Source organism: Acinetobacter sp. GW821-FHT01E09 (genome assembly GCF_059422385.1).
On the sequence record NZ_JBWKWU010000001.1, the window covers coordinates 1,713,008 to 1,739,021 of the forward strand.

At 40.1% G+C, this 26,014-nt stretch carries 22 protein-coding genes and 1 pseudogene; 10 read left to right on the top strand and 13 right to left on the bottom strand.

The window, feature by feature from the left end; translation table 11 throughout:
• Nucleotides 1-55 precede the first annotated feature (55 nt).
• The 4 genes from AC07U8_RS07825 to tatC all read left to right on the top strand — a co-directional run bounded on the left by AC07U8_RS07825 (nt 56) and on the right by tatC (nt 3,494).
• Complete coding sequence (locus AC07U8_RS07825) at nt 56-1,819, top strand: alkaline phosphatase D family protein (RefSeq protein ID WP_494737635.1); 1,764 nt, start codon at nt 56-58, stop codon at nt 1,817-1,819.
• 144 nt (nt 1,820-1,963) lie between these two features.
• Complete coding sequence (tatA, locus tag AC07U8_RS07830) at nt 1,964-2,188, top strand: Sec-independent protein translocase subunit TatA (RefSeq protein WP_494737636.1); 225 nt, start codon at nt 1,964-1,966, stop codon at nt 2,186-2,188.
• 17 nt (nt 2,189-2,205) lie between these two features.
• On the top strand, nt 2,206-2,724 hold the full coding sequence (gene tatB / locus AC07U8_RS07835) for a Sec-independent protein translocase protein TatB (RefSeq protein WP_494737637.1): 519 nt from the start codon (nt 2,206-2,208) through the stop codon (nt 2,722-2,724).
• On the top strand, nt 2,721-3,494 hold the full coding sequence (gene tatC, locus AC07U8_RS07840; protein ID WP_096733793.1) for a twin-arginine translocase subunit TatC: 774 nt from the start codon (nt 2,721-2,723) through the stop codon (nt 3,492-3,494). The genes tatB and tatC overlap by 4 nt, the downstream gene beginning before the upstream one ends.
• A 127-nt stretch (nt 3,495-3,621) precedes the next feature.
• Here the strand turns inward: tatC and AC07U8_RS07845 are convergent, their stop codons facing one another.
• Nucleotides 3,622-4,626, bottom strand: coding sequence for an SUMF1/EgtB/PvdO family nonheme iron enzyme (locus AC07U8_RS07845; protein ID WP_494737638.1), 1,005 nt, complete (start codon nt 4,624-4,626; stop codon nt 3,622-3,624).
• Complete coding sequence (locus AC07U8_RS07850; protein WP_494737639.1) at nt 4,623-6,305, bottom strand: arylsulfatase; 1,683 nt, start codon at nt 6,303-6,305, stop codon at nt 4,623-4,625. Before AC07U8_RS07850 ends, AC07U8_RS07845 begins: the two co-directional genes overlap by 4 nt.
• Nucleotides 6,306-7,035: 730 nt before the next feature.
• On the opposite strand from AC07U8_RS07850, the gene AC07U8_RS07855 reads away from it, so the two are divergent.
• A complete protein-coding gene (locus AC07U8_RS07855; protein WP_096733796.1) occupies nt 7,036-7,365 on the top strand; it encodes a hypothetical protein in 330 nt (109 codons plus the stop codon).
• A gap of 77 nt (nt 7,366-7,442) precedes the next feature.
• On the opposite strand, the gene AC07U8_RS07860 is transcribed toward AC07U8_RS07855, so the two are convergent.
• The 4 genes from AC07U8_RS07860 to AC07U8_RS07875 all read right to left on the bottom strand — a co-directional run bounded on the left by AC07U8_RS07860 (nt 7,443) and on the right by AC07U8_RS07875 (nt 12,650).
• Nucleotides 7,443-8,033 carry a tetratricopeptide repeat protein gene (locus tag AC07U8_RS07860; RefSeq protein ID WP_315077247.1) on the bottom strand — a complete coding sequence of 197 codons (591 nt, stop codon included), beginning with the start codon at nt 8,031-8,033 and terminating at the stop codon, nt 7,443-7,445.
• Nucleotides 8,034-8,297: 264 nt separating this feature from the next.
• Nucleotides 8,298-10,010, bottom strand: a complete 1,713-nt coding sequence (locus AC07U8_RS07865; RefSeq protein WP_209826412.1) for an electron transfer flavoprotein-ubiquinone oxidoreductase — start codon at nt 10,008-10,010, stop codon at nt 8,298-8,300.
• A gap of 176 nt (nt 10,011-10,186) precedes the next feature.
• Nucleotides 10,187-11,437 carry an MFS transporter gene (locus AC07U8_RS07870; RefSeq protein ID WP_494737640.1) on the bottom strand — a complete coding sequence of 417 codons (1,251 nt, stop codon included), beginning with the start codon at nt 11,435-11,437 and terminating at the stop codon, nt 10,187-10,189.
• A gap of 61 nt (nt 11,438-11,498) precedes the next feature.
• Nucleotides 11,499-12,650, bottom strand: coding sequence for an acyl-CoA dehydrogenase family protein (locus AC07U8_RS07875; protein WP_494737641.1), 1,152 nt, complete (start codon nt 12,648-12,650; stop codon nt 11,499-11,501).
• Nucleotides 12,651-12,978: 328 nt separating this feature from the next.
• Here AC07U8_RS07875 and AC07U8_RS07880 point away from each other — a divergent pair, with 328 nt between their 5' ends.
• Together AC07U8_RS07880 and AC07U8_RS07885 are read left to right on the top strand one after the other, a co-directional pair.
• A complete protein-coding gene (locus AC07U8_RS07880) occupies nt 12,979-14,196 on the top strand; it encodes a CaiB/BaiF CoA transferase family protein (protein ID WP_494737642.1) in 1,218 nt (405 codons plus the stop codon).
• A 190-nt stretch (nt 14,197-14,386) separates the two neighbouring features.
• Nucleotides 14,387-15,232: an IclR family transcriptional regulator gene (locus AC07U8_RS07885; RefSeq protein ID WP_004721467.1), complete on the top strand. Its 846-nt coding sequence runs from the start codon at nt 14,387-14,389 to the stop codon at nt 15,230-15,232.
• An 80-nt stretch (nt 15,233-15,312) separates the two neighbouring features.
• Here AC07U8_RS07885 and AC07U8_RS07890 read toward each other — a convergent pair.
• A pseudogene (locus tag AC07U8_RS07890) lies at nt 15,313-15,438 on the bottom strand (enoyl-CoA hydratase); the annotation flags it as partial.
• A gap of 50 nt (nt 15,439-15,488) precedes the next feature.
• Here AC07U8_RS07890 and AC07U8_RS07895 point away from each other — a divergent pair.
• Nucleotides 15,489-16,460 carry an NAD(P)H-dependent flavin oxidoreductase gene (locus AC07U8_RS07895; protein ID WP_494737643.1) on the top strand — a complete coding sequence of 324 codons (972 nt, stop codon included), beginning with the start codon at nt 15,489-15,491 and terminating at the stop codon, nt 16,458-16,460.
• Nucleotides 16,461-16,523: 63 nt separating this feature from the next.
• On the opposite strand, the gene AC07U8_RS07900 is transcribed toward AC07U8_RS07895, so the two are convergent.
• From AC07U8_RS07900 to AC07U8_RS07925, 6 genes are all read right to left on the bottom strand, one after another.
• Nucleotides 16,524-17,699, bottom strand: a complete 1,176-nt coding sequence (locus tag AC07U8_RS07900; RefSeq protein WP_494737644.1) for an MFS transporter — start codon at nt 17,697-17,699, stop codon at nt 16,524-16,526.
• Between the two features lie 89 nt (nt 17,700-17,788).
• Nucleotides 17,789-18,631, bottom strand: coding sequence for an IclR family transcriptional regulator (locus AC07U8_RS07905; protein ID WP_004721464.1), 843 nt, complete (start codon nt 18,629-18,631; stop codon nt 17,789-17,791).
• Between the two features lie 121 nt (nt 18,632-18,752).
• Entirely contained in the window at nt 18,753-19,958 is a 1,206-nt protein-coding gene (locus AC07U8_RS07910; protein ID WP_494737645.1) for a 3-oxoadipyl-CoA thiolase, read from the bottom strand.
• Between the two features lie 14 nt (nt 19,959-19,972).
• Nucleotides 19,973-21,496 (bottom strand): 3-hydroxyacyl-CoA dehydrogenase, encoded by a 1,524-nt coding sequence (locus AC07U8_RS07915; RefSeq protein WP_494737646.1) that lies wholly within the window; start codon nt 21,494-21,496, stop codon nt 19,973-19,975.
• Nucleotides 21,497-21,584: 88 nt separating this feature from the next.
• Nucleotides 21,585-22,346: an SDR family oxidoreductase gene (locus AC07U8_RS07920; RefSeq protein WP_209826407.1), complete on the bottom strand. Its 762-nt coding sequence runs from the start codon at nt 22,344-22,346 to the stop codon at nt 21,585-21,587.
• 29 nt (nt 22,347-22,375) lie between these two features.
• Nucleotides 22,376-23,164 (bottom strand): enoyl-CoA hydratase, encoded by a 789-nt coding sequence (locus tag AC07U8_RS07925; RefSeq protein ID WP_315077223.1) that lies wholly within the window; start codon nt 23,162-23,164, stop codon nt 22,376-22,378.
• Between the two features lie 312 nt (nt 23,165-23,476).
• Here AC07U8_RS07925 and AC07U8_RS07930 point away from each other — a divergent pair, with 312 nt between their 5' ends.
• On the top strand, nt 23,477-24,631 hold the full coding sequence (locus AC07U8_RS07930; protein WP_105712995.1) for an acyl-CoA dehydrogenase family protein: 1,155 nt from the start codon (nt 23,477-23,479) through the stop codon (nt 24,629-24,631).
• Nucleotides 24,632-24,688: 57 nt separating this feature from the next.
• Nucleotides 24,689-25,984: an MFS transporter gene (locus AC07U8_RS07935; protein WP_494737647.1), complete on the top strand. Its 1,296-nt coding sequence runs from the start codon at nt 24,689-24,691 to the stop codon at nt 25,982-25,984.
• The last annotated feature ends 30 nt before the right edge of the window (nt 25,985-26,014 follow it).

Sequence of the window (26,014 nt, forward strand, 5' to 3'; positions counted from 1 at the left end):
TAAAGTTAGGTCTTATTTAGTATTTGTAATCTAGCCATAGTTTAAGGAGTAAAGTATGACAGCCAAAATTACACGACGAGAACTTATTCAAAAAAGCCTATTCGGTTTTGGTGCACTGTCTTTATCTGCGGGTTTTACGGGATGTAATGACAGTTCAGATCGAGAATCAACAACACTACAAGTCAATTTTGAACATGGGGTTGCCAGTGGAGACCCTTTACAAGATCGCGTGATTTTATGGACACGCTTAACGCCCAATGATAGCAGCGCACGTTTGCAAGTGACTTGGGAAATTGCTTTAGATGATCAATTCAAGCAAATCATTAAAACAGACAAAGTCACCACAGCAAAAGCACAAGACTTCACGGTGAAAGTTGATGCCACAAACTTAAAACCAGATCAACGCTATTTCTATCGTTTTAGCTTTGGCAATAAATTTTCACCAGTTGGACAAACCAAAACACTACCAATCAATCCGACCAAGGTCAGTTTTGCGGTATGTTCTTGCGCGAATTATCCAGCAGGGTATTTCTATGTTTATCGTGAAATGGCCAAGCAAGATGTTGATGTGGTGATTCATTTGGGTGACTATATTTATGAATATGGTCAAGGTGGTTATGCAACAGAAGATGCAGTGAAGTTAGGACGTACTTTGGCTGCGGACAATAATCAAGAAATTATCAAGTTAGATGATTATCGCAAACGCTATGCGTTATATCGTAAAGACAAAGATTTACAAACATTGCATCACCGTCACCCATTTATTGTGATTTGGGATGATCATGAGTTGGCAAATGATACATGGCGAGATGGTGCTGAAAATCACCAAGCCAATGAAGGGTCTTTCCTCGATCGTAAACTTGCAGCATTACAAGCGTACTTTGAATGGATGCCGATTCGCCCTATTTCCGCAAATGATCATCTCAATATTTATCGCCAGTTTGACTTTGGTACACTGGTGCAATTGACCATGTTAGATACCCGTATCCTTGCCAGAGATAAGCAACTGGAATATACCGATTATATCACCGCTTCTGGTATGGATTTTCAACGTTTTCAGACTGACTTAACCAATCAGAATCGAACCTTAATGGGGTATACCCAACGTGAATGGTTACAGCAAAAGTTGGCTCAATCCAAGGCAACTTGGAATGTATTGGGTCAGCAAGTGTTGATGGGTAAGATATTAATCCCTGCTGAATTACTGGTACCGTTGAGTGCAGTTCTGAGTGGAAACGCAACTCAAGAGGTTTTAAATCAAATCAATACGATGATCATGGAGTTAGTGCAACTGAAAATGCGTGTGCTACAGGGCGATCCAACATTGACCGCAATTGAAAAGGCACGTTTAACCACTGTCGCACCTTATAATTTAGATGCTTGGGATGGTTATCATGTTGAACGTGAAATTCTGTATAACACTTTAAAAGCATTGAACAAGAAGGTCGTAGTGCTGGCAGGTGATACCCATAATGCATGGTCATCAGAGTTGTATAGTCAGGCGGGTGATTTTGTCGGTGTCGAGCTGGCGACAAGTTCAGTGTCATCGCCGGGAATTGAAAAATATCTCAATATTCCAGTGGAACAGTTACAGCAGTTTGAAATGGCGTTTACCACACTGATTGATGAGTTGGATTATACCAATCTAAATCAACGTGGTTATCTGAATGTCAGCTTTACTGCAACGCAGGTTCAAGCGGACTGGATCTATGTCGATACCATTAAAGAGCCGCAATATACTGTGGATACAAAACGTGGGCATCAAGTGGTGCTGAATAACCAATTGGTCAATACCCGTTCGATTAAGAAAACTGCTTAATAAAAGCCTATTTAATTTTATATCGCCTGACTACTGAAGAAGATTTAGATGCTATTGCTATCGCGTCTTTTCTTCAGTAGTGCATGGTTTAGCTGTCTATGTACACATAATGAAATAACACAAGAATATCAGGAGTAAAAAACCATGGCTGGATTATCGATTTGGCACGTACTTATTTTTGCAATTGTGGTGATCTTACTTTTTGGCACATCTAAATTAAAAAATTTAGGTAAAGATGTCGGCGGTGCGGTGAAGGATTTTAAAAAATCAATTCAAGATGATGAAACAACCACTGCTGCACTGAATGAACCAAGAGCACAGGAACATCAAAATAGTAATACTGATGTGAACTCTACGGTAAAGCACTAAAACTGGAGAATTAACACATGCTTGATGTCGGATTTTCTGAATTATTGGTTTTTGGGGTTATTGCGCTGTTGGTGTTAGGGCCAGATAAACTCCCTGAAGCTGCGCGTTTTGTTGCGAAATGGTACAGTAAATTGAAACGTCTCATCAGCAATGTTCAGAACGACATTGACCGTGAATTACGCTTATCCGAATTGCGTGAACAGATGCAGAATGAGATGCGGCGTATTCAAGAATTAGAACAAAAAATGCAGGCGCAGATGCATGAGCTACAGCAATTATCGGCTATGCCTGGAGATGCTATACAGCCAGAACAAGCGCCAGCGCTATTAAAGAAACAGCAATTAGAACAACCGCAATTAAAAGAACAGCAAATAGCCCAGCTGAGGGTGAAGCAGATTTATCAACCTGTCTCACGTGATATTCCTACTGTCTATTTGCCAAGTATTTGGCTAAAACAGGCTAAATCTAATGATGACAAACTCAGCATTGTTCCTGTTCATTCCAAATCAATATCGCAATTGAAGGTGGCCGTATGACGTCAATGATACCGCAGCTGCAAGAGCAAGCTTCTGAAGAAGCGACTCAGCTTGAAGCAATGCCGATCACCCGACATTTGATGCTGTTGCGTCAGCATTTGTTTAAAATTATCGGGGTATTGATTGTGCTTTTTTTCTGTTTGTTGCCATTTGCAAACAGAACTTATTCAATGTTATCTGAACCATTGCGTGCCCAATTACCTGCCAGTTCGACCATGATTGCTACAGATGTAACTGCAACATTTATGGCACCTTTTAAACTGAATTTCTTTATTGCGCTAATGCTGGCGATGCCTTTTATTATTTATCAGATTTGGGCATTTATTAAACCTGCGTTGTATGAAAAAGAAAAGAATCTGGCATTGCCATTGTTATTGAGCAGTATTTGCTTGTTTTATTCAGGAATTGCCTTTGCCTATTTTATTGCATTGCCTTCGATTCTGCATTTTTTTATCAGTGTTTCACCCGATACCGTTGCGCCAATGACGGACATTAACAGTTACTTAAGTTTCTGTTTAAAACTCTTTTTGGTGTTTGGGGTCACTTTTGAAATTCCAATTATTACACTGGTATTGATTTTAATCGGTCTGGTCAGCACGCAAACGCTGGTGGAAAAAAGACGCTTTATTATTGTGGGCTGTTTTTTTATTGCGATGTTTGTCACGCCACCAGATGCTATTTCGATGATCATGCTGGCAATTCCAATGTGGATGTTGTTTGAATTGGGATTGGTATTTGGCAAGATGATTGAAAAACGTAAACGTGTATAAGCACTGATTTTTAGCGAAAGTGGTTAAGTGTTGCTTTGTTCTATTCAACCTTTCTTTTTTAAAGCAGGCAAATTTATATTTAAGTGTATAAATTCGCTACATCTTTAGATTTTAACCCATCCTTGTCTCATTGATGGGGGCGTAATACTGTTCTAAACCCCACATGCGTTGCAGCCAAATCAAACTCTTGCGGATAACGACTACTATTTCGATAACGAGAGCAATAACTTGAAGCACATAAGAAAGAACCACCTTTAATCACATATTGGGTTGCTGCGATGCTTTGCTGACGCAGATCCGTATAATTTCCCATATGTTGATCATGCGCGCCTTGATATACAGAAGAGGTCCACTCCCAAACATTACCAATCATATCGAACAATTGGAACGCATTGGCAGGGTAGCAACCGACAGGTGCCACATCTGCAAAATGGTCTTCTACAGAATTATGCAATGGAAATTCACCTTGCCAATAATTGGCTTGTGGATGTTGATGGGCATCCTGAGGCGCTTGATGCAGTGGCGTATCGACTGTTGAACCTGCTTTGGCAGCATATTCCCATTCTGGTTCAGTAGGTAAATCTCGTCCTAACCAAACTGCATAATGTTCAGCATCATTTTTGGTCACATAGCGAACAGGTTCAGCAGGGCGTGGAGCTTGACCCGAAGCGCCATTAGGCGTTTTCCAAGTGTAATCAGATTTGAGTTGCCACCACTGATTAGGCTGATTGGCATCTGGTGAAAATACAGCCGCCTGTTTCTGTTGCTCTGCATCGGTTATATAGCCTGTGGCTTTTACAAAACTGCTAAATTGCGCCACAGTCACTTCGGTTTGATCGATCCAGAAACCCTCAACTTGACGTTGTTTTTGCCCAAAATTAAGTTCATCGGGATAGGCTTTATCGGAGCCGAGCTGAAATGAGCCTTTGGCAATCCAAACCATCCCCGCTGTTGGCTTTTTTTGCCATGCATCAGGTAAACCTGAATAGTGTTCGCATTGCTGCAATGAACCAAGCTGTGTAGAAGCTTTACTGCTTTGTTTGGGAGAATGATGCGAGTCGGGCGTAACCTTATTGCAGCCTGTTACAAGAAACAGGCTACACAGTGCAATTAAAAGGGGACTAAACTTCATTGAATGTTGTATTCCTTGACTCCATTTTGTTGGGTATATTTGTTATACACATCAAGTAGTTCCTGTAGTTTTTCTGGATTATTTTGTGCAAGGTTTTGGGTTTCACCACGGTCATTTTTTAAGTTATATAATTCCCAAGTTCCCGTTCCTAGCTCTGCTTTACCTTGTAAAGCAATTTTCCATTCGCCTTGACGCGCATATTTACTGCCATGCAATTCATCGGCAAAACTAAAGTTTACAGGGCGAATCGCCTGTGCTTTATTTTCAAGCACCGATTTCCATGAGGAACCACTTGGGGTATTAATCTGACGGCCTTTATATTGACCTTGTGGGACGACAATATTGGCATAATCTAAAACAGTTGGGAAAACATCGAGCACTGAAGCAAAACCATGATAGGTTGCTTGCGCTTTGTTTTGATGAGGAAGTTTAACAATGGCTGGTGCTGTGGTTGCACCTTCACCCGCAGTATCTTTCCATAAATGGAAAGGCGCAGCACTGACTTCAGCCCAACGCGGACCGACATAGTGATAAGAACTGGATGTACCGACATTACTCACCCGATTATCAAAACCTGATTCGGCTCCATAATTACCACGGATAAAGCCTTCAGCCCCATTATCTGAAACAAAGAAAATTAAAGTATTGTCGTATAAGTTATTGCGTTTTAAATACTCAATCACGCGTCCAATATTGGCATCAAGATTTTCGACCATACCCGCATAGATTTCCATTCTGCGCGCTTCTAAGACTTTTTGCTCTGCGGACAGTTCATTCCATTTGCCATATTTTTGTGGTGCATTTTGTGTCGCAATCGGTTCGGCTGCAGTAAAGTTGGCTGGAATTAGACCAAGTTGTTTTTGGCGGGCAATACGACCATTACGAATCACATCATAACCAGCATCGTACACGCCACGATAACGGTCACGATATTCTGTTGGGGCTTGTAATGGCCAATGAGGTGCGGTGTAAGCAGCATAGGCAAAGAATGGTTTTCCTGAATTTTTACCTGACTCTAAATAACTAATTAGCTTATCGGTGAAGTAATTGGTTGAGAAAAAATCATCGGGTAAGGCTGAAATTGGAACAACTTTACCATCCTCTGTATAGGTGGCATTACGTTTGTAGGCACTAGGCGCTTGTTTAAAGTGTAAATCTAGACCTTGTAATAACGTAAATGAGTGATCGAAGCCTTTTACATGTGCGTTGGTTTCAGGGGTTAAACCGAGGTGCCATTTTCCGCTGATATAGGTTCGGTAGCCATTATCTTTAAGCACTTCTGCAATTGAGAGTGAGCGCTCATTTAAGTAGCCTTCATAGCCCGGTTGGCCTTTTAAGTGAGCAGGTGTGAGCTCAGCCATAGCACCAATGCCAGCTAAATGATGGTCTGTACCCGAAATTAATTGCGAACGCGTTGGTGAGCAGGTCGGGGCAGTATGGTAGTCCGTTAAAATCCGACCTTCTTTGGTCAGTGCGTCAATATTTGGAGTGTGTATTTCTCCACCAAAAGCGCCTAAATCCGAATAGCCTAAGTCATCTGCCATGATGAATAAAATGTTTGGTTGTTTCTTGGTTTCCACCACAGTATTTGAATGGTCGGAATCATTATTATTACATGCTGAAATTGAAAGGCTGAATAATGCAATGGAAAGTGTTGTAAACAGATTTTTATGAGACATACGTGTCGACTTGGTTTTCTAAAAAATTAGGCTGAGTTTAGAGTGTTAATTTTTATGGTAAAAATAATTAAAATTTGATTGTTAATCTAAAAAAAAGAAAAGCCCTCAATATGCTTCCGAATAGATATTGAAATCATTTAAAAGTAAGTATGTTGAGCTGTTTAATAAAACCAAAATACTTCTAGGCTTAAAAAAATGAACACCATCAGCTTATAGCAAGGCCTTGGATGTGCTTTAGGCATATTAGGAATGTTTTATATTTGTAATAGTTTAATACATGATATTCAAATACACCTTTATAATATCATTGGTTTTAGCATTGCAACAATTTGAATCTATCCAGCTCTACAATTTAATTTGATTAAACTTTAAACGCCGATGTAAATAAACAAGTCACTTTGGTTGCGAATGAATATTTTTTAAACAAAAATATACAGAACTGTCTGTTTTTATGTTGATGGAGTATTGATTAGTTGAAGATTAATGTGATAAATTCTACAGAATTAGAGGGAGATCTTTTTTTAAAGATTCTTGATGCCTTGATCCTATTTCCTTTCCCCAAGGGAAATAGGAGTTTTTAAGGCTGAATAAAAAAGCAATGGATAAAGATATTTATAAAAGACAGAAAATATATTATCTCAATACGGACTCAGATAAATTTTATTAAATAATGCATTTGTATGAGTTGTATTTTAAGAGTAATAATACGAATCTATAGGTAAGTATTACGATGAAAATTTATGAAATGATATTTCATAAAGGAACTTATGAACAAACACGCTTATTTTATATTCAGAATAATAAAGCTTCACGTCAGCATTTTATTGAAAATATGCGTTTAGAACTCGAGCAAGAACTCAAGGACTTCAATCTCAGTTGTAAGTCTAAGTATAAGCATGATTTATTTGCCTTGTACAAAAAAGTCCAAAAGGAAAGCCACTTACATTTAGATGCGATGGAAGATGAATTTATACAAAATTCAAAAGCCATTTTTGATCAATGTATTTGTTTAATTGTTAAAAGTCATGAGGTCTTAAATGTTGTAAAACCGCTGCTTTAAAAAAGCATCAGTCAAAATAAATAATCATTAAAAATCAATATTATAAATTAGTAAGTTGGTCGTTTTATTGTCTTCAATCATAGTGCAGCCAATTGTCGTTGCGCTAATTCATAGCCTTGATCTGCGGCTTTTTTTAACCATGCTTTCGCTTTGTTGATATCTTGAGGTAGACCTGAATTTCCATCTAAGTATAGAGATCCCAATTTAAATTGTGCTGACACATCACCATTTTCAGCCGACTTAAGATACCAATAATTTGCAAGATCTTGATCTTTCTTTATATTTTTCCCATCTGAATATTCTTCAGCTAAATTGTATTGTGCCATGGCATTGTTCTGATTTGCAGATTTGGTCAGCCATTCAATACCTTTACGGGAATTTTTACCGACACCTGATCCCCATAAATAACTCATTGCTAAACTAAGTTGAGATTTTGCATCACCCGCTTCAGCGGCTTTTTTAAACCAAAAAACACCTTTTTCTTCATCAAAGGACACACCCTGATTGCCACTGCTATAAAGATAACCCACTTGGTATTGCGCTTTTACGTCCCCATTGTTGGCTTTTTCGAGTAGCGCTTCAAAACTTTCTGCAAATACAAGTGTAGTGGGGAACAATGTAAGAATAATCAGAGGATACAGCAGTTTTTTAATTTTAAATTTCATCATTTTTTCAATCATTTGTGTCTTTTAATCAATAAAATTAAAGTGCAAAATTAAGTTATAGTCAACTTAATTTGAGCCAAGACTTATTCTATTTTGTCTTTCAAGCTTAGCTCCCTAGGGAACTAAGCTTACCTAAATAATGAAAATGAAGAGCTTATATCACTCAACAAATTGGGGTAAAAGACGCTGTTAATGCCACACAAAATTATCTAAACACTCGCATGTTTAGTGGTGAGCAGCATTAAAGCATCGTCCTAAGTATCCAGCTTACATATTTGGATAGTTAGGCCCACCACCACCTTCCGGTGTTACCCATGTGATATTCTGAGATGGATCTTTGATGTCGCAGGTCTTACAGTGAACACAGTTTGCAGCATTAATCTGGAAGCGCTTAGAACCATCATCATTTTCCATAATCTCGTAAACACCAGCAGGGCAGTAGCGTTGAGCAGGCTCATCCCATTTCGGTAAGTTGACATTGACTGGAATAGAAGCATCTGTCAGCTTTAAGTGAGCTGGCTGATTCTCTTCATGTACGGTATTGGATACAAATACAGAAGATAAACGATCAAAGGTTAATTTTCCGTCTGGCTTTGGATAGGTCGGTTTAAATGTCGCAGCATCTACAGTTTTTAATGCACTAAAGTCAGGTGCAAGGTCATGTAGGGTAAATGGTACTTTAAAGATATTTTGATCGATAAAGTTAAATGCACCACCCATCCATAAACCGAATTTATGCATTGCTGGACCAAAGTTACGCGAACGATGTAACTCTTCTTTTAACCAACTGTTGTTGAATTTATCAGTATAGGCAGTCAATTCTTTGGCAAAGAAATCTTCGCCTTCAGCCACACGCGCAACCGCTAAATCACCACCTTTCTCATGACCTGCTTGGATTGCTTCAAATACAGCTTCACCACACAACATACCTGATTTCATCGCAGTATGAGAGCCTTTGATTTTAGCAAAGTTTAAGAAACCAGCATCATCACCAATTAAGCAACCGCCTGGGAAGGTTAATTTAGGTAGTGAGTTTAGGCCACCTTTAACAACTGCACGTGCGCCATAAGAAATACGCTTACCACCTTCAAGATATTGCTTGATCAGTGGATGTGTTTTCCAACGTTGCATTTCCATAAATGGATATACATGTGGGTTGGTATAACTTAAGTCTACGAATGTTCCCAAAGTTACTTGATTATTATCAGCATGATATAGCCACCATCCACCAGATGTCGCAGTTTCTAAAAATGGCCAGCCTGAACCATGCATCACTAAACCCGGTTTATGTTTTGCAGGGTCAATTTCCCAAAGTTCTTTGATTCCGATACCGTAATGTTGCGGATCAGCATCTTGGTCTAAGTTGTATTTAGCAATTAGACGTTTACCAAGGTGCCCACGGCAACCTTCTGCAAAAATTGTGTATTTTGCATGAAGCTCGTACCCAGGGGTAAAGTTATGCGTTGGCTCACCATCTTTACCAATACCCATATCACCAGTTTGGATGCCTTTTACACAACCATCTTCATGATAAAGGATTTCTGAGGCAGCAAAGCCAGGGAAGATAGAAACTTCTAACTCTTCTGCTTTTTGACCTAACCAACGCACTACATTACCCAATGAAATAACATAGTTACCATCGTTGTGCATGGTTTTAGGAACCATCCAATGCGGTGCTTCTTGTGACTTTTCAGCAGACATGAGGAAATAAGTTTTGTCCTCAGTCACAGGTACATTTAAAGGTGCACCTTGTTCTTTCCAGTCAGGGAAAAGTTCATTGATTGCACGAGGTTCAAGTACAGCACCAGAAAGGATATGCGCACCAACTTCAGAGCCTTTTTCAACCACACAGACGGAAAGGTCTGGAAGATTGTTTTCAAGCGCTAATTGACGAATTTTAATCGCAGCAGAAAGACCCGCAGGGCCTGCGCCTACGATGACTACGTCAAACTCCATTGACTCTCGTTGTAAATCTTTCATAAAAAAGAAATCCTATTTCGCTTGGCGGTATTTTAATTTATTGGGGTAAAAATATCAAATAAAAAAGCATCAAAAAAGGGGCTGCTTGATGAGCAAATTCAAAATGATACCCACAAAAAAGCCAGCTAGATTTAGCTGGCTTTAAAATGAGATAACTGATTTTACAAGGTCTACTTTTACGATTTTTGCGGATCGTAGAGTTTTTCCTTGATGAAGAGGGCAGGAATAACACCGCAAATTAAATAAGCAGCTCCCATCACCACAAAACCTAAACCAATAGAACCACCCGACGCCAAGTAGCCAATCGTTGCAGGCGCAAGTGCTGCACCAAGACGCCCCACGTTATAGGCACCACCAATCGCTGTACCACGAATCGCTGTTGGGAAACTTTCCGTCATATAGGTGGCATTTACACCATAAGGAATACCGTATAAAAATCCGAAAGCGATCAATAAATATAAAATGTTGCTGGGTGAGTTATAAAAAACAATCAGTGGTAGAAAAATAGCAGTCCCAATCGCACCAAAGGCATAAGTAAAGCGACGACCAAATTTATCAGCCATCATCCCCGCAAGGACTTTACCGAGGATCATGGCGGTATAGGTACCGACCATATATGCGGTCATTTCCTTAAACTTCATGCCTAATTCACTTTCTAGATATGAAGGCATCCAGTTATTTACCCCATAATAACCAAATTGCAAGAAGCCTGCTGTGAGCGCCCACAAGATAAACATATTACGATTTCGTTTATCTTTAAAAATCAGTTTAAATGCTGAAGTTTCCTCAGCGTTTTTATCACGTGTTGGTTGTTGTAAACGAGACTGTTGCCATGCGAGTGGTTCTGGTACCAAAAGATGCATTAAAACAGCAATCAACACCGGTACAATGGCAACATAAAACAGCATACGCCAGCCATGATCTGGAATAATCCATCCAGCGAGTAGCGTTGCAACAATATAGCCAACCGTCCAACCTGCTTGTAAGGTACCCAATACCGTTGTACGGTAACGTGTAGGTACATATTCCGCCATCAAGGTATTGCAGGCAATATAAAGCGAGCCTAGTCCGAGAGAAGCAAAAAAGCGTAATAGACCAAATTCAAGAAAACTTTGGGTAAAGCCTAGTCCACATGTAAGTAGTGAGAAGGTGAGAATAGAAATAACCACGATCCGTACTCGACCAAATTTGTCACATGCCCATCCCCCAAATATCCCACCAACAGCCATACCCGCCAAGGTAAAACTACCCAGCATACCTGCCTGCACGGAACTTAAACCAAAATCTGCCTTAATACTGTTGAGACTATAAGACAGCAGCATCAGATCGGCACCATCCACCAACAAGGCTAAAAATGCAAAAATAAATGCAATTTTCCAAGTATGAGGCTGTATTGAAGAGAGATGTGTATTGTAGTTTGTCGCCATAATCCATTACCTACATTTGATTTACAGCACTTCAAATCGTTTTAAAGTGCCTAAAAATTAATTAAGACGCAGCACGAATCATATTTCGCGCAATAATCATTTGTTGAATTTGGGTGGTGCCTTCATAGAGACGGAATAAACGTACATCTCGGTAAAAGCGTTCAATGGCATATTCACTGATATAGCCAGAGCCACCATGAATCTGTACGCAGCGATCGGCCACGCGACCACACATTTCAGTGGCAAACATTTTTGCGCATGATGCTTCTGTGCTGACGTTGCGCCCAGCATCACGTTGTCTTGCCGCATCTAAAACCATACATTGCGCTGCATAAATTTCTGCTTTGGAGTCAGCAAGCATGGCTTGAATCAGTTGAAATTCAGCAATCGCTTGTCCAAATTGCTTACGCTCAAGGGCGAACTTTAAGGTATCGTCTAACATGCGTATGGCAGCACCGACACTGATTGCGGCGATATGTAAACGACCTTTATCCAAGACTTTCATTGCGGTTTTAAATCCGACACCTTCGACACCACCAATCAGTGCTGAGGCAGGAACCCGACAGTTTTCAAAAATCACATCACAGGTATGCGCACCTTTTTGCCCCATTTTTTTATCTGTTTTACCCAGAGAGATTCCTGCGGTTTTGCGATCTACGATAAAAGCAGAAATTCCACCAGCACCTTTAATGTCTGGATTGGTTCGTGCCATCACCGTAAATACCCCTGCATGAGGTGCATTGGTAATAAAGCGTTTGGTGCCATTTAAAATATAAAACTCACCTTCTTTTACTGCGCTGGTTTTCAAAGAGGCAGTATCTGAGCCTGCATCTGGCTCAGTTAGGCAAAAAGAACTGATCACTTCACCACGTGCTAAACGGGGCAAGAAAAATGATTTTTGAGTTTCGGTACCATCAATAATCAGGCCACTCGAACCGATTCCATTATTGGTGCCGATCAGTGAACGAAAGGCAGGCGAAGTACGTCCAAGTTCAAAAGCAATAGACACCTCTTCTTCCATGGTCAAGCCAAGACCTTCATATTCTTCTGGAATCGTCAGTCCAAACAAACCCAAAGCTTTCATTTGCTCAATGATGGCTTGAGGGATTTGATCTGTTTCTGCGACTTCATTCTCATGAGGAATAAGGACACCATCTACAAACTGTCGAATCATATCTACCAGTTGTTGGAGTGTTTCCTGATCTCGAATCATAGTCTTGTCCTTTGTACAACATGTTGAAAACATCGAGCTGATGTTGCTAAAACCCTGCATATTGATGCGATAGTAATCAAAGGATTAGTAGAAAACAATATATTTTGAAAATTAATTTCGCAATGCGGTATATTGTGCTTGTTTTCAGTTGGCTAATTATTTGATTTAATTAATCTATATTTGTTGAATAAAAATCATCACTTTTGATGAAAAAATTAAGTTTTATTTTTAAAGTTTTCTGTGTATATTAAAAATATATATCGCTATGCGAAATTTATGTTAAATAAATTTTCCTGTAGGAAATTAATCAAAGGTTAGTGGAATAAACATGGGTGCTTTAAATGGAATTCGTGTACTTGACTTAAGTCGAGTACTGGCTGGACCGTGGTGTGGACAGATTCTTGCCGATTTAGGCGCAGAAGTGATTAAGGTTGAAAGACCGAAACTAGGTGATGATACGCGTTCTTGGGGACCACCTTGGATGAAAGATGACGTCGGACAAGAGACACGAGAAGCCGCTTATTATCAGTCGACCAATCGCAATAAACTTTCTGTTGCAATAGATATTGCAAATCCTGAAGGACAGGCACTCATCAAAGCACTTATTCAAGATACCGATGTGGTCATTGAAAACTACAAAGCTGGTTCTTTGAAAAAATATGGCTTGGATTATGCTTCTTTATCAGAAATTAATCCTAAACTGGTTTATTGCTCGATTACGGGTTTTGGTCAAAATGGACCGAGAGCAGCAGAACCTGGCTATGATTTTATCATTCAGGGAATGGGTGGACTGATGTCCATCACGGGTGAAAAAGATGATTTGCCCGGTGGTGGTCCGCAAAAAGTAGGTGTCGCATTTTCAGACTTATCAACGGGACTATATTCAACCATTGCCATACAAGCTGCTTTGCTCAATCGTCATGTAACAGGTTTAGGGCAACATATAGATATGGCTTTACTTGATGTGCAAATTGCCACAATGGCAAATCAAGGAATGAATTATCTTTCATCTGGAAAAGTGCCAGTACGTTATGGCAATGCACATGCCAATATTGTGCCTTATCAATTATTTAAAGCCGCAGATCGAGAGTTTATCATTGCTTGTGGTAATGACACCCAGTTTATCCAACTGTGTAGAAGTATTGGTTTGCCAGAGTTACCCAATGATGTTCGATTTACCCGTAATGCAGATCGTGTTAAGCATCGTGATGAAGTGATAGAAATTTTATCAAAGCATTTTTTAAGCAAGACTGCCGATGAATGGGTAAGTGCAATTTATGCTGCTAAAGTGCCCGTTGGTGTGATTAATAATCTAGAACAAGCTTTTAATGAACCTCAAGTGCTTGCGCGAGAGATGCTGGTAGAAATGCAACATCCTCAACGTGAAAAACTTACTGTGGTCGGTTCTCCGATTAAGCTTTCACGTACACCTGTAGAGTATAGAAATGCGCCTCCTTTATTAGGCGAACATACTCAAACAATCTTAGGCCGTATTATCTCTCCAGCAAAACTTGATGAGTTAAAAGCCAAAGGCGTGATAGGATAGTTTTTAAATAGATGATGTGAGCAGTCTAAAGCCATTTTTTTCAATAAAATAAGCAAATTTAGACTTTTCACATCAAGATGGATGCATCGTTTTATTTTCAAAGTGAATCAGATGATTGCTTTTTGCTATTTATAGAAAAAATAGATTATAATTTTCGCAGTGCGAAACAAATATGTGAATTGGTATAACCATGAATGATGCCGTAGATGCAGAACAAACAGAAAAATTATTAGCGCCTTTGAGGCATGAGTTATTGCATCCGATTGAAGATATGCAAGATGAAAATGATCGTCAATTTATTACAGCTTTAGGACGTGGTTTAGAACTCTTACGTTGCTTTACCCCAAAACATCAGCATTTGGGTAATCAAGAGTTATCACAAATGACCGGTTTGCCTAAACCGACCATTACCCGTTTAACGCACACATTGTCACGTTTGGGCTATATCAAGCAGGTCCCAAATTCAAGCAAATTTCAACTTTCAGTTGGGGTTTTGGCGTTTGGTTACTCCATGCTTTCTAATGTGTCTATCCGTAATATTGCACATCCCTATATGAAAAATTTAGCGGATTATGCGGGTGCTGCTGTGGCAATGGCAACGCGTGATCGTCTAAATATGATTTATTTGGATGTGGTACAAGGCAAGGGCAATATGACCATGCGTCGTCAAGTCGGTACTTATTTACCGATTCATTTAAGTTCAATGGGACGTGCATGTCTGGCTGCAATGCCTGAAGATGAAAGAGAGTTTTTACTTGATGCAATCCGTAGCAAACATAAAGACGATTGGATCAAGATCAACCGTGATTTAGATAAGGCATTTAAAGATTATCAAGATTTTGGTTATTGTTTTTCAATTGGTGAATGGCATAAAGATGTCAATTCAGTGGCAGTTCCCTTGATTCATGAACAACATGGTCTATTGGTATTTAACTGCGGCGGACCAAGCTTTATTATGAACCGCGAAAAACTTGAAGAGGATATTGCACCGCGTCTTCTGCATATGGTGAATAATATCCGCACTGAAATTAGTTAATTTTATTGCTTTAAAACTGAAAGGCCAGCAACAATCTGCATTGTTGGCCTTTTTAATAAGATGCATGTTAAATAGTTTGCTTACGGAAAATGGGTGTTTTTTTTCATCAAGGTACTCAGAGCTTGTTTAAATTCGTCACCTTGCAAACAAAGTGAGAATACAGTGGACTCATGATCGATCAGATTTAATAAATCATCGACAAGCATAGGATGCTAAGAAATGAGCCTCTAAATATAAAATAGTGAGTGGAAAGAATATGAAAACCAAAATTACAGAATTATTTGAAATTGAACATCCGATTATTCAAGGCGGTATGCATTATGTCGGTTTTGCCGAGCTGGCTGCTGCAGTTTCAAATGCGGGTGGGTTAGGCATTATTACCGGTTTAACCCAGAGAACACCTGAAAATCTAGCAAAAGAAATTGCCCGATGTCGAGAAATGACCGATAAGCCTTTTGGTGTCAATCTAACTTTCTTACCCACAGTCAATACACCTGATTATCCGGGTTTTGTCGAGGCAATTATTAAGGGTGGGGTAAAAGTTGTAGAAACAGCAGGTCGTAATCCTGAACAGGTCATGCCTTATTTAAAGGCTGCTGGAATTAAAGTAATTCATAAATGCACTTCGGTTCGGCATAGTCTAAAAGCTCAAAAAATTGGATGTGATGCTGTTTCTGTCGATGGTTTTGAGTGTGGTGGGCACCCCGGTGAAGATGATGTACCGAATATGATTTTATTGCCTTTAGCTGCCGATAGCTTAGAAATTCCTTTTGTTGCATCAGGTGGTATGGCTGATGGACGCTCACTTGCTGCCGCTTTAGCCATGGGGGCGGATGGCATTAATATGGGAACGCGTTTTATTGCAACTCAAGAAGCGCCAGTACATGCAAATGTAAAACAAGCGATCCTGAATGCTACGGAAAGAGATACCCGTTTAATTATGCGTGCTTTACGTAACACTGAGCGTGTTATGAATAATGCGGCTGTAGAAAAAATTGTAGCCAAAGAAAAAGCACTTGGAGACCAGATTAAATTTGAAGATATCATTGAAGAAGTTGCAGGTGTTTATCCTAAAGTGATGATTGATGGCGATGTCAATGCTGGGGCATGGTCATGCGGTTTGGTTGCCAGTCTGATCCATGACATTCCGACATGTGATGAACTGGTCAACCGTATTGTAAAAGATGCAGAAGACATTATTCGTGGACGTTTATTCGGGCTTTTATAAATATCTATTTGAGTTCAGCTTTATCTAGATGATGAAAGACTGCTTTTAAAGATCAGCACAACACTATGAGTTGTGCTGATTTTTAGCATCTGTAAGACAATAATATAAACACAGCAGGGCAAAAACTAAGCCCAAGATACATACACCTGTCCAGCCAAAATGTTTCCATGCATAGCTTCCACTCGTGGTCCCTAAAGCACCGCCAGCGAAATAACCTGTCATATAAATCGCATTGAAACGTGACCGTAATTGTTGGTTAAGCTTAAAGACAATACTTTGATTGGTGACATGAACAGCCGAGAGTGAGGCGTAAAGGATAAGTAAGGCAATGATATAAAAGATAAAATGATAAGGGAGCAACAAAAACAATAGCCAACTTAAAATCAGACCGATACCACAACATATCGAAATTTTATGAATATAGCCTTGATCAATAAATTTACCGGAAAAATTGGCAACGAATGTCCCTAAAACACCGACAAACCCAAATAAGCCAATCGTAAAATCACTGAAAAAATAAGGCGCAGGAGCTAAGAGTAAAGACATGGTGGTAAAGGTTAAGCTTACACAGGCAAAGGTTAATCCACCAATATAGGTTCTGATTCTTAGGCGACGATTTTGAATAAAGATTTGCGGTAGTGAGTGAATTGTTTTGAGATAATTTTCAGATTTGGTTGGAGGAAATAAGCCAATATTACGGTACAAAATAATCGCAATGAGCAATAATAAAAAACCGCTGAGCAGATAAATAACATTCCAAGCAAAAAGCGTCGACATCATCCCTGATAATGAGCGTGCCAATAAGACACCCATCATTAACCCACTCAGTAAAAAACCAACAACACGACCACTAAGTTGAATTGGAACCAGACTGGCAGCCAGTGGTAACAACAGTTGGGCTGAACTAGAAAATAATCCTGTAATGATGGTACCGAGCATTAACAGATAAATATTGTGGGAAAAACCACTAATAATTAGCCCAATTGAGGCAAGCAGCATAAATATAAATAACAACTTACGCTTTTCAAGAATATCGCCTAAAGGCATTAAAAATAGCAGACCTGCTGCATAGGTGATTTGCGCTAAAGTAGGCACCCATGCTGTGGTGGTATCTGCTAAATTTAAACTTAGACTAATGGAATGAATCAGTGGTTGGCTAAAATAATTCCCACCAGTACAGATGCCTGCTGCAACTGCCATTAAAATAATGGTTGGGGTATAGAGAGTGTTTTTCATCATGCCTATGGTTTGTCATTATGAAATCGGAACTTTTAATCCACACAACCATGTATCTGCTGATTTTAAGCATCTGATTTTAATCATCGTTGTTAAGGCGTTTCACTCAAAGCATCTTGAATGTTGTGCACCATATGGATTAAACGGGGTCCAATTTCACCTTCAAGTTTTTCAGGGTTTAAATGAAAACTTGGTGCACCGCAGTTAAACACATAAAGACCATGTTTGGAGCTGACTAAAGGTACAGCAACAGAGTTTACTTCTTTATGCCATTCACCTAAAGAAAGGCAATATCCGTAATCTTGATAATCTCGGAAAGCTCGTTCTAAAGAACGTTTAATTGCAGGCCAGTTTTCAGCATTTTTTTGTTTAAGCGCATCCAGTAAAAAGTTACGCTCACGTTCAGGTGTAGCCGCCAAGCAAGCTCGACCCATGGAACTGCTGTGAATGGGTAGGGTTGAGCCGATGGGACGGCGCATATTTAAAGCAGTTTCGATCTGAACCACGTCGATATAGACCATGTTTAAACGGTCACGGGTTGCCATCGCAACCGGTGCTTGTACATATTGGCTCATTTCTTCCATATAGCGATGTGCAATATTACGGATAGAAATATTGGACAAGGCTGCATAGCCTAAAGATAAAACACCGATATCCAAGGTATATTTGGTGGAATTAGGTAGTTGTTTTAAATAGCCTAATGACACTAAGGTATTGGTTATCCGCGCAATGGTTGGTTTTGGTAAACCCGTCATTTTTGCCAGTTCTTGGTTACCCAAGACTTGATTGTTGGCAGAAAAACAACGTAATAGCTCTAAACCACGTGCTAAAGAAGCGATAAATTGGGGGTTATTTTCCCGATGAATATGTGAAATAGGATCAAGACGTATCTCATCAAAATTTATAGGTTGTTCAGTTTCTGAATTCTGAGACATTCAATACTCAAATATAATAAAGCAACAGTTTGGCTATTATATTTCGCTCTGCAAAATAAATCCATTCATCACTGCGCTGTTGTGATGAATGGATACTCGGTTAGTGATTAAACAGTCAATGTTATGACACGTTTTCAATCACCATGGCTAAGCCTTGTCCTACGCCGATGCATAAGCTAACGACAGCATATTTCTTATTACGGCGAATCAGCTCACGCGAAACTGTCAGTGCAAGACGTGCACCAGAAGCCCCAAGTGGGTGGCCAATGGCAATTGCACCACCATTTGGGTTGACACGCGGATCATTAAAATCAACATCTAAACCTTTTAAGCAAGATAATACTTGTGAAGCAAAAGCTTCATTGATTTCAATGATATCCATATCATCTAAAGTTAGCCCTGCACGTGCAACGGCTTTTTTGATTGCTTCGATTGGGCCAGCACCCATAATACGAGGTTCAATACCTGCTGCTGCTGCTGACAAGATTTTTGCCATTGGCTTTAAGCCATATTTTTGACCCGCTGCTTCGGAACCGATGAGTAGTGCAGCAGCACCATCATTAATACCCGATGCATTTCCGGCAGTGACGACACCACCTTCAAATAATGGTTTTAATTTGGTTAAGGCTTCAACCGTTGAGCTTGGGCGAGGATGTTCATCTTCAGAAACCAGTTTTGGTGGTAACTTTTTGCCTTGAAAGACTTCAAGTGGGGTAATTTCACCAGTAAAAAAGCCGTCTTGTTTGGCTGTTTGATACTTTGCTTGTGATTGGGCAGCAAATAAATCTGCCTGTTCACGGGTAATGCCAAACTCAACTGCGACATTGTCACCAGTTTCAGGCATTGAGTGACCACCGTATTGTGCAATCAGTTTTTTGTTTGGAAAGCGTGAGCCAATTGTGGTGTCGTAAATTTTGGCCTCACGGCTATAGGCAGTTTCAGCTTTACCCATCACAAATGGAGCACGTGACATGCTTTCTACACCACCTGCAATATACAAGTCGCCTTCGCCACAGGTAATGGCACGTGCAGAGTCAATCACAGCACCCAAACCACTTGCACATAAACGGTTTACAGTTTGGCCGGGAACAGTCACAGGTAAGCCCGCGAGTAATAGGGCATTTCTGGCAACATTACGACTGTCTTCACCACCTTGGTTGGTATCGCCTAAAATAACATCTTCAATCGCTGCGCCCGGAACCCCAGTTTTTTCAAGGAGCTTTTGCAAAACTGCCGCAGCTAAATCATCTGGACGTATTGAAGCGAGCTCGCCTGCATGACGACCAATCGGGCTACGTAAACCATCATAAATATAGGCATTTAACATTGAGAAGTTCCTTTTCAAAATCCAGAATTAAAAGTAAGCGGTAAATTTAATGCGACACGACGTTGTAACCATGGGCTAGGGCGATAGCGTGGGTCATAGGTGAGTGTTGAGATACGATTGAGAATGAGTAAGATTTTTTGGCTACCGATATGATCACCCCATTCAATAGGGCCAAAGGGATAGCCTAAACCTAAACGGACTGCGGCATTGATATCATCGACACTGGCAATATTTTGTTGTGCAATATCACAACCTAAATTAATCACCATGGCTAAAACACGTTGTGCCACAAAGCCAATACTTTCAGCGATCATGCTGACCATAGCACCATCTAAATTAAACATAGAGTGGGCTGCTTGACGATACTCCGTGCTTGTCGCCAGTGACGGCATTAACGTTCTATGTTTGCTTATGCCGTATAGCATATCTATGGCAACAGCTTGTTGTGGATTGACTTTTAAACGTGTCGCTGCTTGGGTGGTATCTTCACCATAGCAAGCGAGTAAACATAAACTCTCATGTAGTGGTTCTAAACCTGTATCTAAGACAATATTTTGTTGGATTAAATAATCTTCCAGTTGTCGTTTATCTTCAGCAAAATCAGCTGCAATCCAAACTTTTGGATAGTTGGTTAAACGCTCAACAAACTGTGCAGGTTTTTCACCTGTTTTTGTGCCTGTTTCATAGTGGTAAAAGCCTTGATTGACTTTACGCCCAAGTTGTTTGGCTTCAAGCATTTGTTTGGTCAATGGATTGGGCTTGTAACGGGCTTCTTCATAGTATTGATGATAAATCGACTCCATTACAGGATGTGATACATCCAGTCCTGTTAAATCCATGAGTTCGAATGGTCCCATTCTAAAACCAACACCATCTCTTAAAATGCGGTCAATTTCACTAATGTCACAGACGTTTTCATTTAAGATTTTTAACGCTTCGGTGCCATAGGCGCGCCCCGCATGATTAATAATAAATCCTGGGGTATCTTTGGCAACAACAGGTCGATGACCAAATGCACGTGACAACTCATTTAATGCAGCTACAATACGTGGATCCGTTTTTAATCCTTGGATTATTTCCACAACTTTCATCAGGGGTACCGGATTAAAGAAGTGGAAACCGACTACACGTTGTGGTTTTTTACAGTTTGCTGCAATGGCTGTGATCGAAAGCGATGAAGTATTTGAGGCTAAAATAGTGGTGTCTGAAACGATCTTTTCAAGTTGTTGCATCAACGCTTGTTTGATATCTAAACGCTCAACAATCGCTTCCACAATCAATTCACAGGCTTTTAAATCTTCAAGTTGAGCGGCAACGATCAAATGTTTGTTGGCATTTTCCGCCTGTTCAGCGCTGATTTTATTTTTATCGACCAGCTTTTGAAATGTTGCTGCCAGCTTTTCTTTGGCCTGTAGCGCAGCACCTTCTTTGGTGTCATATAAATAAGTGGTATGACCTGATTGTGCGGCAATTTGAGCAATACCGCTGCCCATAATGCCAACACCAATTACAGCCATGCTTTGAATATCATAAGTCATGTCGATCATCCTGATAACTGATCCAGATTAAACGAAAAATTAGAGATGGAAAAAATAGAAACGAAAGAAACCAGTACAGTTTGGTGGGTTAACTCAGACATTGTTTGTCACCATCAATCGGTAAAATTTGTCCAGAAATAGAGCAACCGCTTTCCGAGGCTAAAAATATACACAAATCGGCAATATGCTTTGGATTGACAAAATATTTGAGCGATTGATTTTTAAGTGCATTTTGCGTAACGGCATCCAAAGAAGTTTGCGCGACATCTGCACGCGCTTGTAACACCCGTTGAACTCGTTCCCCATCCACTGCACCTGGAAGTATGGCATTGACTCGAATATTGTCTGCACCAAGTTCCATCGACAATGTTTTGGTAAAACCAATTAATCCCCATTTAGAGGTCGCGTAAGCCAAACGATATGGATAGCCCAAACGTCCAGCGATCGATGACATATTGATAATGACACCTGCTTCCGACCGTTTTAAAAAGGGGATGGCGAGTTGGGTGATCGCAAAGGTACTATTTAAATTAAGGTTTAATACCGCACTCCAATCGGCAAAACTCAGTTCTTCTGCTGCAATGGTTGGGCCAGAAATCCCTGTATTATTGACCAGAACATCAATATGCCCCAGTTTGCTGATGGCATCACTAAACATAGATTTGATTTCATCATGGTTAGATAAATCACATGCATAAATATGTAGTGCAGGATAGGCCTTTTGGAATTGCGCTAAGCTTTCTGCATTGATATCACAAACGAAAACTTCATCGTGATGCGCTAAGAATGCTTCTGCAATACATCGTCCAATTCCTGAACCGCCTGCACTAATCAATACTTTTCTAGCCATTTCTATTCCATTGTTGTTATCAATTAAACTTATTTGCCTTGATATGAAGGTTTACGCTTTTCAATAAATGCTTGAATGCCTTCATTTTTATCTTCGGTCGAAAACAACAATTGAAATGATTTACGCTCCAATGCCAAACCTGCATTTAATGGAACATCTTCGCTCATTAAAGCAACTTCTTTGATTTGTTGCAGGGCAATGGGTGGCATTTTTGCCAGATTTTGCGCCATTTGAATAGCGGTTGAGATGGTCTGGTCATCTTCAGTAACTTGGGAAACCAGTCCAATGCTATATGCTTCTTCTGCTTTGACCATTACACCTGTCATGATCATACGCATCGCGTGGAATTTACCCACTGCACGGAAGAGACGTTGGGTTCCACCTGCGCCAGGCATTAAACCGACTTTAATTTCAGGTTGACCAAAAGTTGCGCCTTTACCCGCAATAATAATGTCGCTATGCATGGCAAGTTCACAACCGCCACCCAGTGCATAACCATTTACAGCAGCAATCACGGGTTTAGGACATTGCGCAATTGCATTCCAATAACGTTCTGTATGACGTAGCAACATTTCTGTGGAGGTCGCGCTTGCCATTTCTTTTAAGTCTGCCCCTGCGGCAAAAACTTCCTCACCACCTGTGAGCACAATGGCATTGATCTGGTCATTAAAACTTAACTCAGTAAACACTTGAGCCAGTTGCTGACGTAGCTGTGTATTTAAGGCATTTTTAGCCTCTGGACGATTAATCTTCACGATCGCTACTTTCTGAACAGAATAGTCAACTTCAATGAAACTGTTCCCTGTTATTTCACTCATTTTTTGATTCCTTGTTTCGCAGATCAAAACTATGTTTCTTTAATAATGCGTGTTTTGAAATTTATTTCAAGTATTTTTTGTTCCTCTCGGCACTTTATCTTCAGCATATTTTTATAAGTGATTGATATTTAATATTGGTAGAGTATAAAATTTCGCTTAATGAAATTAATTTTCAAAAAAGCTTGAAATTTGTGTTTTTAATCTCGTACTATGAAACACATTCGCAGTAAACAAGATTTAAAACAGGGTATCCATTACCCAGCTGGAATAGCTGATGGATGCAATGAAGCTACAAAAGAAGGGAGATCATAGATGATCCGTGATGAAGGAATGTTGCAACAGTTGCTCACAACAATTCGTGACTTTGTAAAAAATGAATTGATTCCACGTGAACATGAGGTTGCCGAGCAGGACAAAATTCCTGAGGATATCGTGCAACAAATGCGTGAATTAGGTTTGTTTGGGTTAACCATTCCAGAAGAATATGGTGGATTGGGAATTACCATGGAAGAGGAGGTGAATGTTGCATTTGAACTTGGACAAACTTCACCAGCATTCCGTTCACTGATTGGTACCAACAATGGTATTGGTTCAAGTGCGATTTTGATTGATGGTACACAAGAACAAAAACAAAAATATCTTCCTCGTTATGCCAGCGGTGAAATTATTGGTTCATTTTGCTTAACCGAACCTGAGGCTGGTTCAGATGCCGCCTCTTTAAAAACCAGTGCGGTCAAAGATGGTGATTTTTACGTTTTAAATGGTACCAAACGCTTTATTACCAATGCACCACATGCTGCTACTTTTACCGTGATGGCGCGGACCAATCCTGATATTAAAGGCGCAAGTGGTATTTCTGCATTTTTAGTTGAAGCCAATACGCCTGGGATTAGTTTGGGAAAAATCGATCAAAAGATGGGACAAAAGGGTTCTCATACTTGTGATGTGATTTTTGAAAACTGCCGCGTTCCAGCATCAGCACTGATTGGTGGGATTGAAGGTATTGGTTTTAAAACAGCCATGAAGGTTTTAGATAAAGGTCGTTTACATATTGGTGCATATAGCGTCGGTGTGGCTGAACGGATGTTAAATGACGCACTTCACTATGCCATTGAGCGTAAACAATTTGGTCAGCCGATTGCTAATTTTCAATTGATCCAAGCCATGCTTGCAGACTCAAAAGCTGAAATTTACGCGGCAAAATGTATGGTGCTCGATGCTGCGCGTCGCCGTGATAATGGTGAAAACATCAGTACAGAAGCATCTTGTTCAAAAATGTTTGCCACTGAAATGTGTGGTCGGGTCGCAGATCGTTGCGTACAAATTCACGGTGGTGCTGGTTATATCAGTGAATATGCCATTGAACGTTTTTATCGTGATGTGCGTTTGTTCCGTTTATATGAAGGAACCACGCAAGTTCAACAATTGATTATCGCAAAAAACATGATTAGGGACGCTACAGCCTAATAACAATTAGATGCCATGAGGCAGGGGATGCCTCATATTCCTTCTGAGGATATGGACATGACAACGGAAACAGTTACACAAAATAATAGCGGTAATAATGGTGCTGGAGAGGTGATTCAGACACCCAAAAAGATTTGGATTACGGCCTTTATCTTTGCATTTTTTACTTTGCTTTGTGATGGCGCAGATTTAGGCTTTTTAGCGTTAAGTTTGAACAGTTTAAAGGCTGAGTTTCATCTGAGCGGTGTACAAGCAGGAACTTTGGGCAGTTTGACACTGTTAGGTTCCGCCGTGGGTGGTTTAGTTGGTGGATGGGCTTGTGATCGCTTTGGCCGAGTACGGGTGATTGTATTCTTTATTGCTTTTTCTTCTGTTCTGACCTGTGCATTGGGTTTTACCCATTCATATATGCAATTTGCGATTTTAAGAACAGTCGGTGCAATGGGCTTAGGCGCACTTTATATTGCCTGTAATATTTTAATGTCTGAAATGGTACCGACCAAACATCGTTCTACTGTGTTGGCAACACTGATGACGGGCTATACCTTGGGGTCTTTACTTGCGACTTTGTTGGCAGGTCATATTATTCCTGAACATGGCTGGCGTTTCCTATATTGGCTTGCAATTACCCCGATTATTTTATCAGTACTGATGCATTTTATCGTACCTGAGCCTGAGTCATGGAAAAAAGCACGCCAATTAAAAGTCATTGCAACGCCACAAAATGCACAGCCTGTTAAACGTCAGAATCCGTATTGGGAAATTTTGAAAGATAAGAAACATGGCACCATGTTTGTGCTGTGGATTTTGAGTACCGGTGCTTTGCAATTTGGTTATTACGGTGTGAGTAACTGGCTGCCGGCTTATTTGGAATCTGATCTAGGAATCAAGTTTAAAGAAATGGCGATGTATATGGTCGGCACTTTCTTAATCATGATGTTTGCCAAAATTATTGCTGGGATTATTGCGGATAAATTGGGTCGCCGCGCTGTATTTGCATTCGGCACAATTGGCACAGCTCTATTTATTCCCGTGATTGTTTACCTTAACACGCCTGCCAATATTTTATGGCTCATGCTGTTCTTTGGTTTTCTATACGGCATACCGTATGCAATCAATGCTACGTATATGACTGAAAGTTTTCCAACCTCAATTCGAGGCTCGGCGGTTGGCGGTGCGTATAACATCGGTAAAGTGCTTTCAATTTTCTCTCCATTAACCATCGGTTATTTATCACAACATGGTTCGATTGGTTTAGGACTGTTGGTGATGGCTGGGGCGTACTTTATATGCGGTGTAATTCCATTGTTATTTATTAAAGACCGACTATTTAACCCGCAAAAGGCAGAGTGACAATTTGACCTGTCACGTCAATTTAAGGAT

What these genes read in the sequence shown, in the direction of transcription:
- AC07U8_RS07825 (WP_494737635.1), top strand. Translation starts at nt 56, where the DNA reads ATGACAGCCAAAATTACACGACGAGAACTTATTCAAAAAAGCCTATTC.
- tatA (WP_494737636.1), top strand. Translation starts at nt 1,964, where the DNA reads ATGGCTGGATTATCGATTTGGCACGTACTTATTTTTGCAATTGTGGTG.
- tatB (WP_494737637.1), top strand. Translation starts at nt 2,206, where the DNA reads ATGCTTGATGTCGGATTTTCTGAATTATTGGTTTTTGGGGTTATTGCG.
- tatC (WP_096733793.1), top strand. Translation starts at nt 2,721, where the DNA reads ATGACGTCAATGATACCGCAGCTGCAAGAGCAAGCTTCTGAAGAAGCG.
- AC07U8_RS07845 (WP_494737638.1), bottom strand. Translation starts at nt 4,626, where the DNA reads ATGAAGTTTAGTCCCCTTTTAATTGCACTGTGTAGCCTGTTTCTTGTA.
- AC07U8_RS07850 (WP_494737639.1), bottom strand. Translation starts at nt 6,305, where the DNA reads ATGTCTCATAAAAATCTGTTTACAACACTTTCCATTGCATTATTCAGC.
- AC07U8_RS07855 (WP_096733796.1), top strand. Translation starts at nt 7,036, where the DNA reads ATGAAAATTTATGAAATGATATTTCATAAAGGAACTTATGAACAAACA.
- AC07U8_RS07860 (WP_315077247.1), bottom strand. Translation starts at nt 8,033, where the DNA reads ATGATGAAATTTAAAATTAAAAAACTGCTGTATCCTCTGATTATTCTT.
- AC07U8_RS07865 (WP_209826412.1), bottom strand. Translation starts at nt 10,010, where the DNA reads ATGAAAGATTTACAACGAGAGTCAATGGAGTTTGACGTAGTCATCGTA.
- AC07U8_RS07870 (WP_494737640.1), bottom strand. Translation starts at nt 11,437, where the DNA reads ATGGCGACAAACTACAATACACATCTCTCTTCAATACAGCCTCATACT.
- AC07U8_RS07875 (WP_494737641.1), bottom strand. Translation starts at nt 12,650, where the DNA reads ATGATTCGAGATCAGGAAACACTCCAACAACTGGTAGATATGATTCGA.
- AC07U8_RS07880 (WP_494737642.1), top strand. Translation starts at nt 12,979, where the DNA reads ATGGGTGCTTTAAATGGAATTCGTGTACTTGACTTAAGTCGAGTACTG.
- AC07U8_RS07885 (WP_004721467.1), top strand. Translation starts at nt 14,387, where the DNA reads ATGAATGATGCCGTAGATGCAGAACAAACAGAAAAATTATTAGCGCCT.
- AC07U8_RS07895 (WP_494737643.1), top strand. Translation starts at nt 15,489, where the DNA reads ATGAAAACCAAAATTACAGAATTATTTGAAATTGAACATCCGATTATT.
- AC07U8_RS07900 (WP_494737644.1), bottom strand. Translation starts at nt 17,699, where the DNA reads ATGATGAAAAACACTCTCTATACCCCAACCATTATTTTAATGGCAGTT.
- AC07U8_RS07905 (WP_004721464.1), bottom strand. Translation starts at nt 18,631, where the DNA reads ATGTCTCAGAATTCAGAAACTGAACAACCTATAAATTTTGATGAGATA.
- AC07U8_RS07910 (WP_494737645.1), bottom strand. Translation starts at nt 19,958, where the DNA reads ATGTTAAATGCCTATATTTATGATGGTTTACGTAGCCCGATTGGTCGT.
- AC07U8_RS07915 (WP_494737646.1), bottom strand. Translation starts at nt 21,496, where the DNA reads ATGACTTATGATATTCAAAGCATGGCTGTAATTGGTGTTGGCATTATG.
- AC07U8_RS07920 (WP_209826407.1), bottom strand. Translation starts at nt 22,346, where the DNA reads ATGGCTAGAAAAGTATTGATTAGTGCAGGCGGTTCAGGAATTGGACGA.
- AC07U8_RS07925 (WP_315077223.1), bottom strand. Translation starts at nt 23,164, where the DNA reads ATGAGTGAAATAACAGGGAACAGTTTCATTGAAGTTGACTATTCTGTT.
- AC07U8_RS07930 (WP_105712995.1), top strand. Translation starts at nt 23,477, where the DNA reads ATGATCCGTGATGAAGGAATGTTGCAACAGTTGCTCACAACAATTCGT.
- AC07U8_RS07935 (WP_494737647.1), top strand. Translation starts at nt 24,689, where the DNA reads ATGACAACGGAAACAGTTACACAAAATAATAGCGGTAATAATGGTGCT.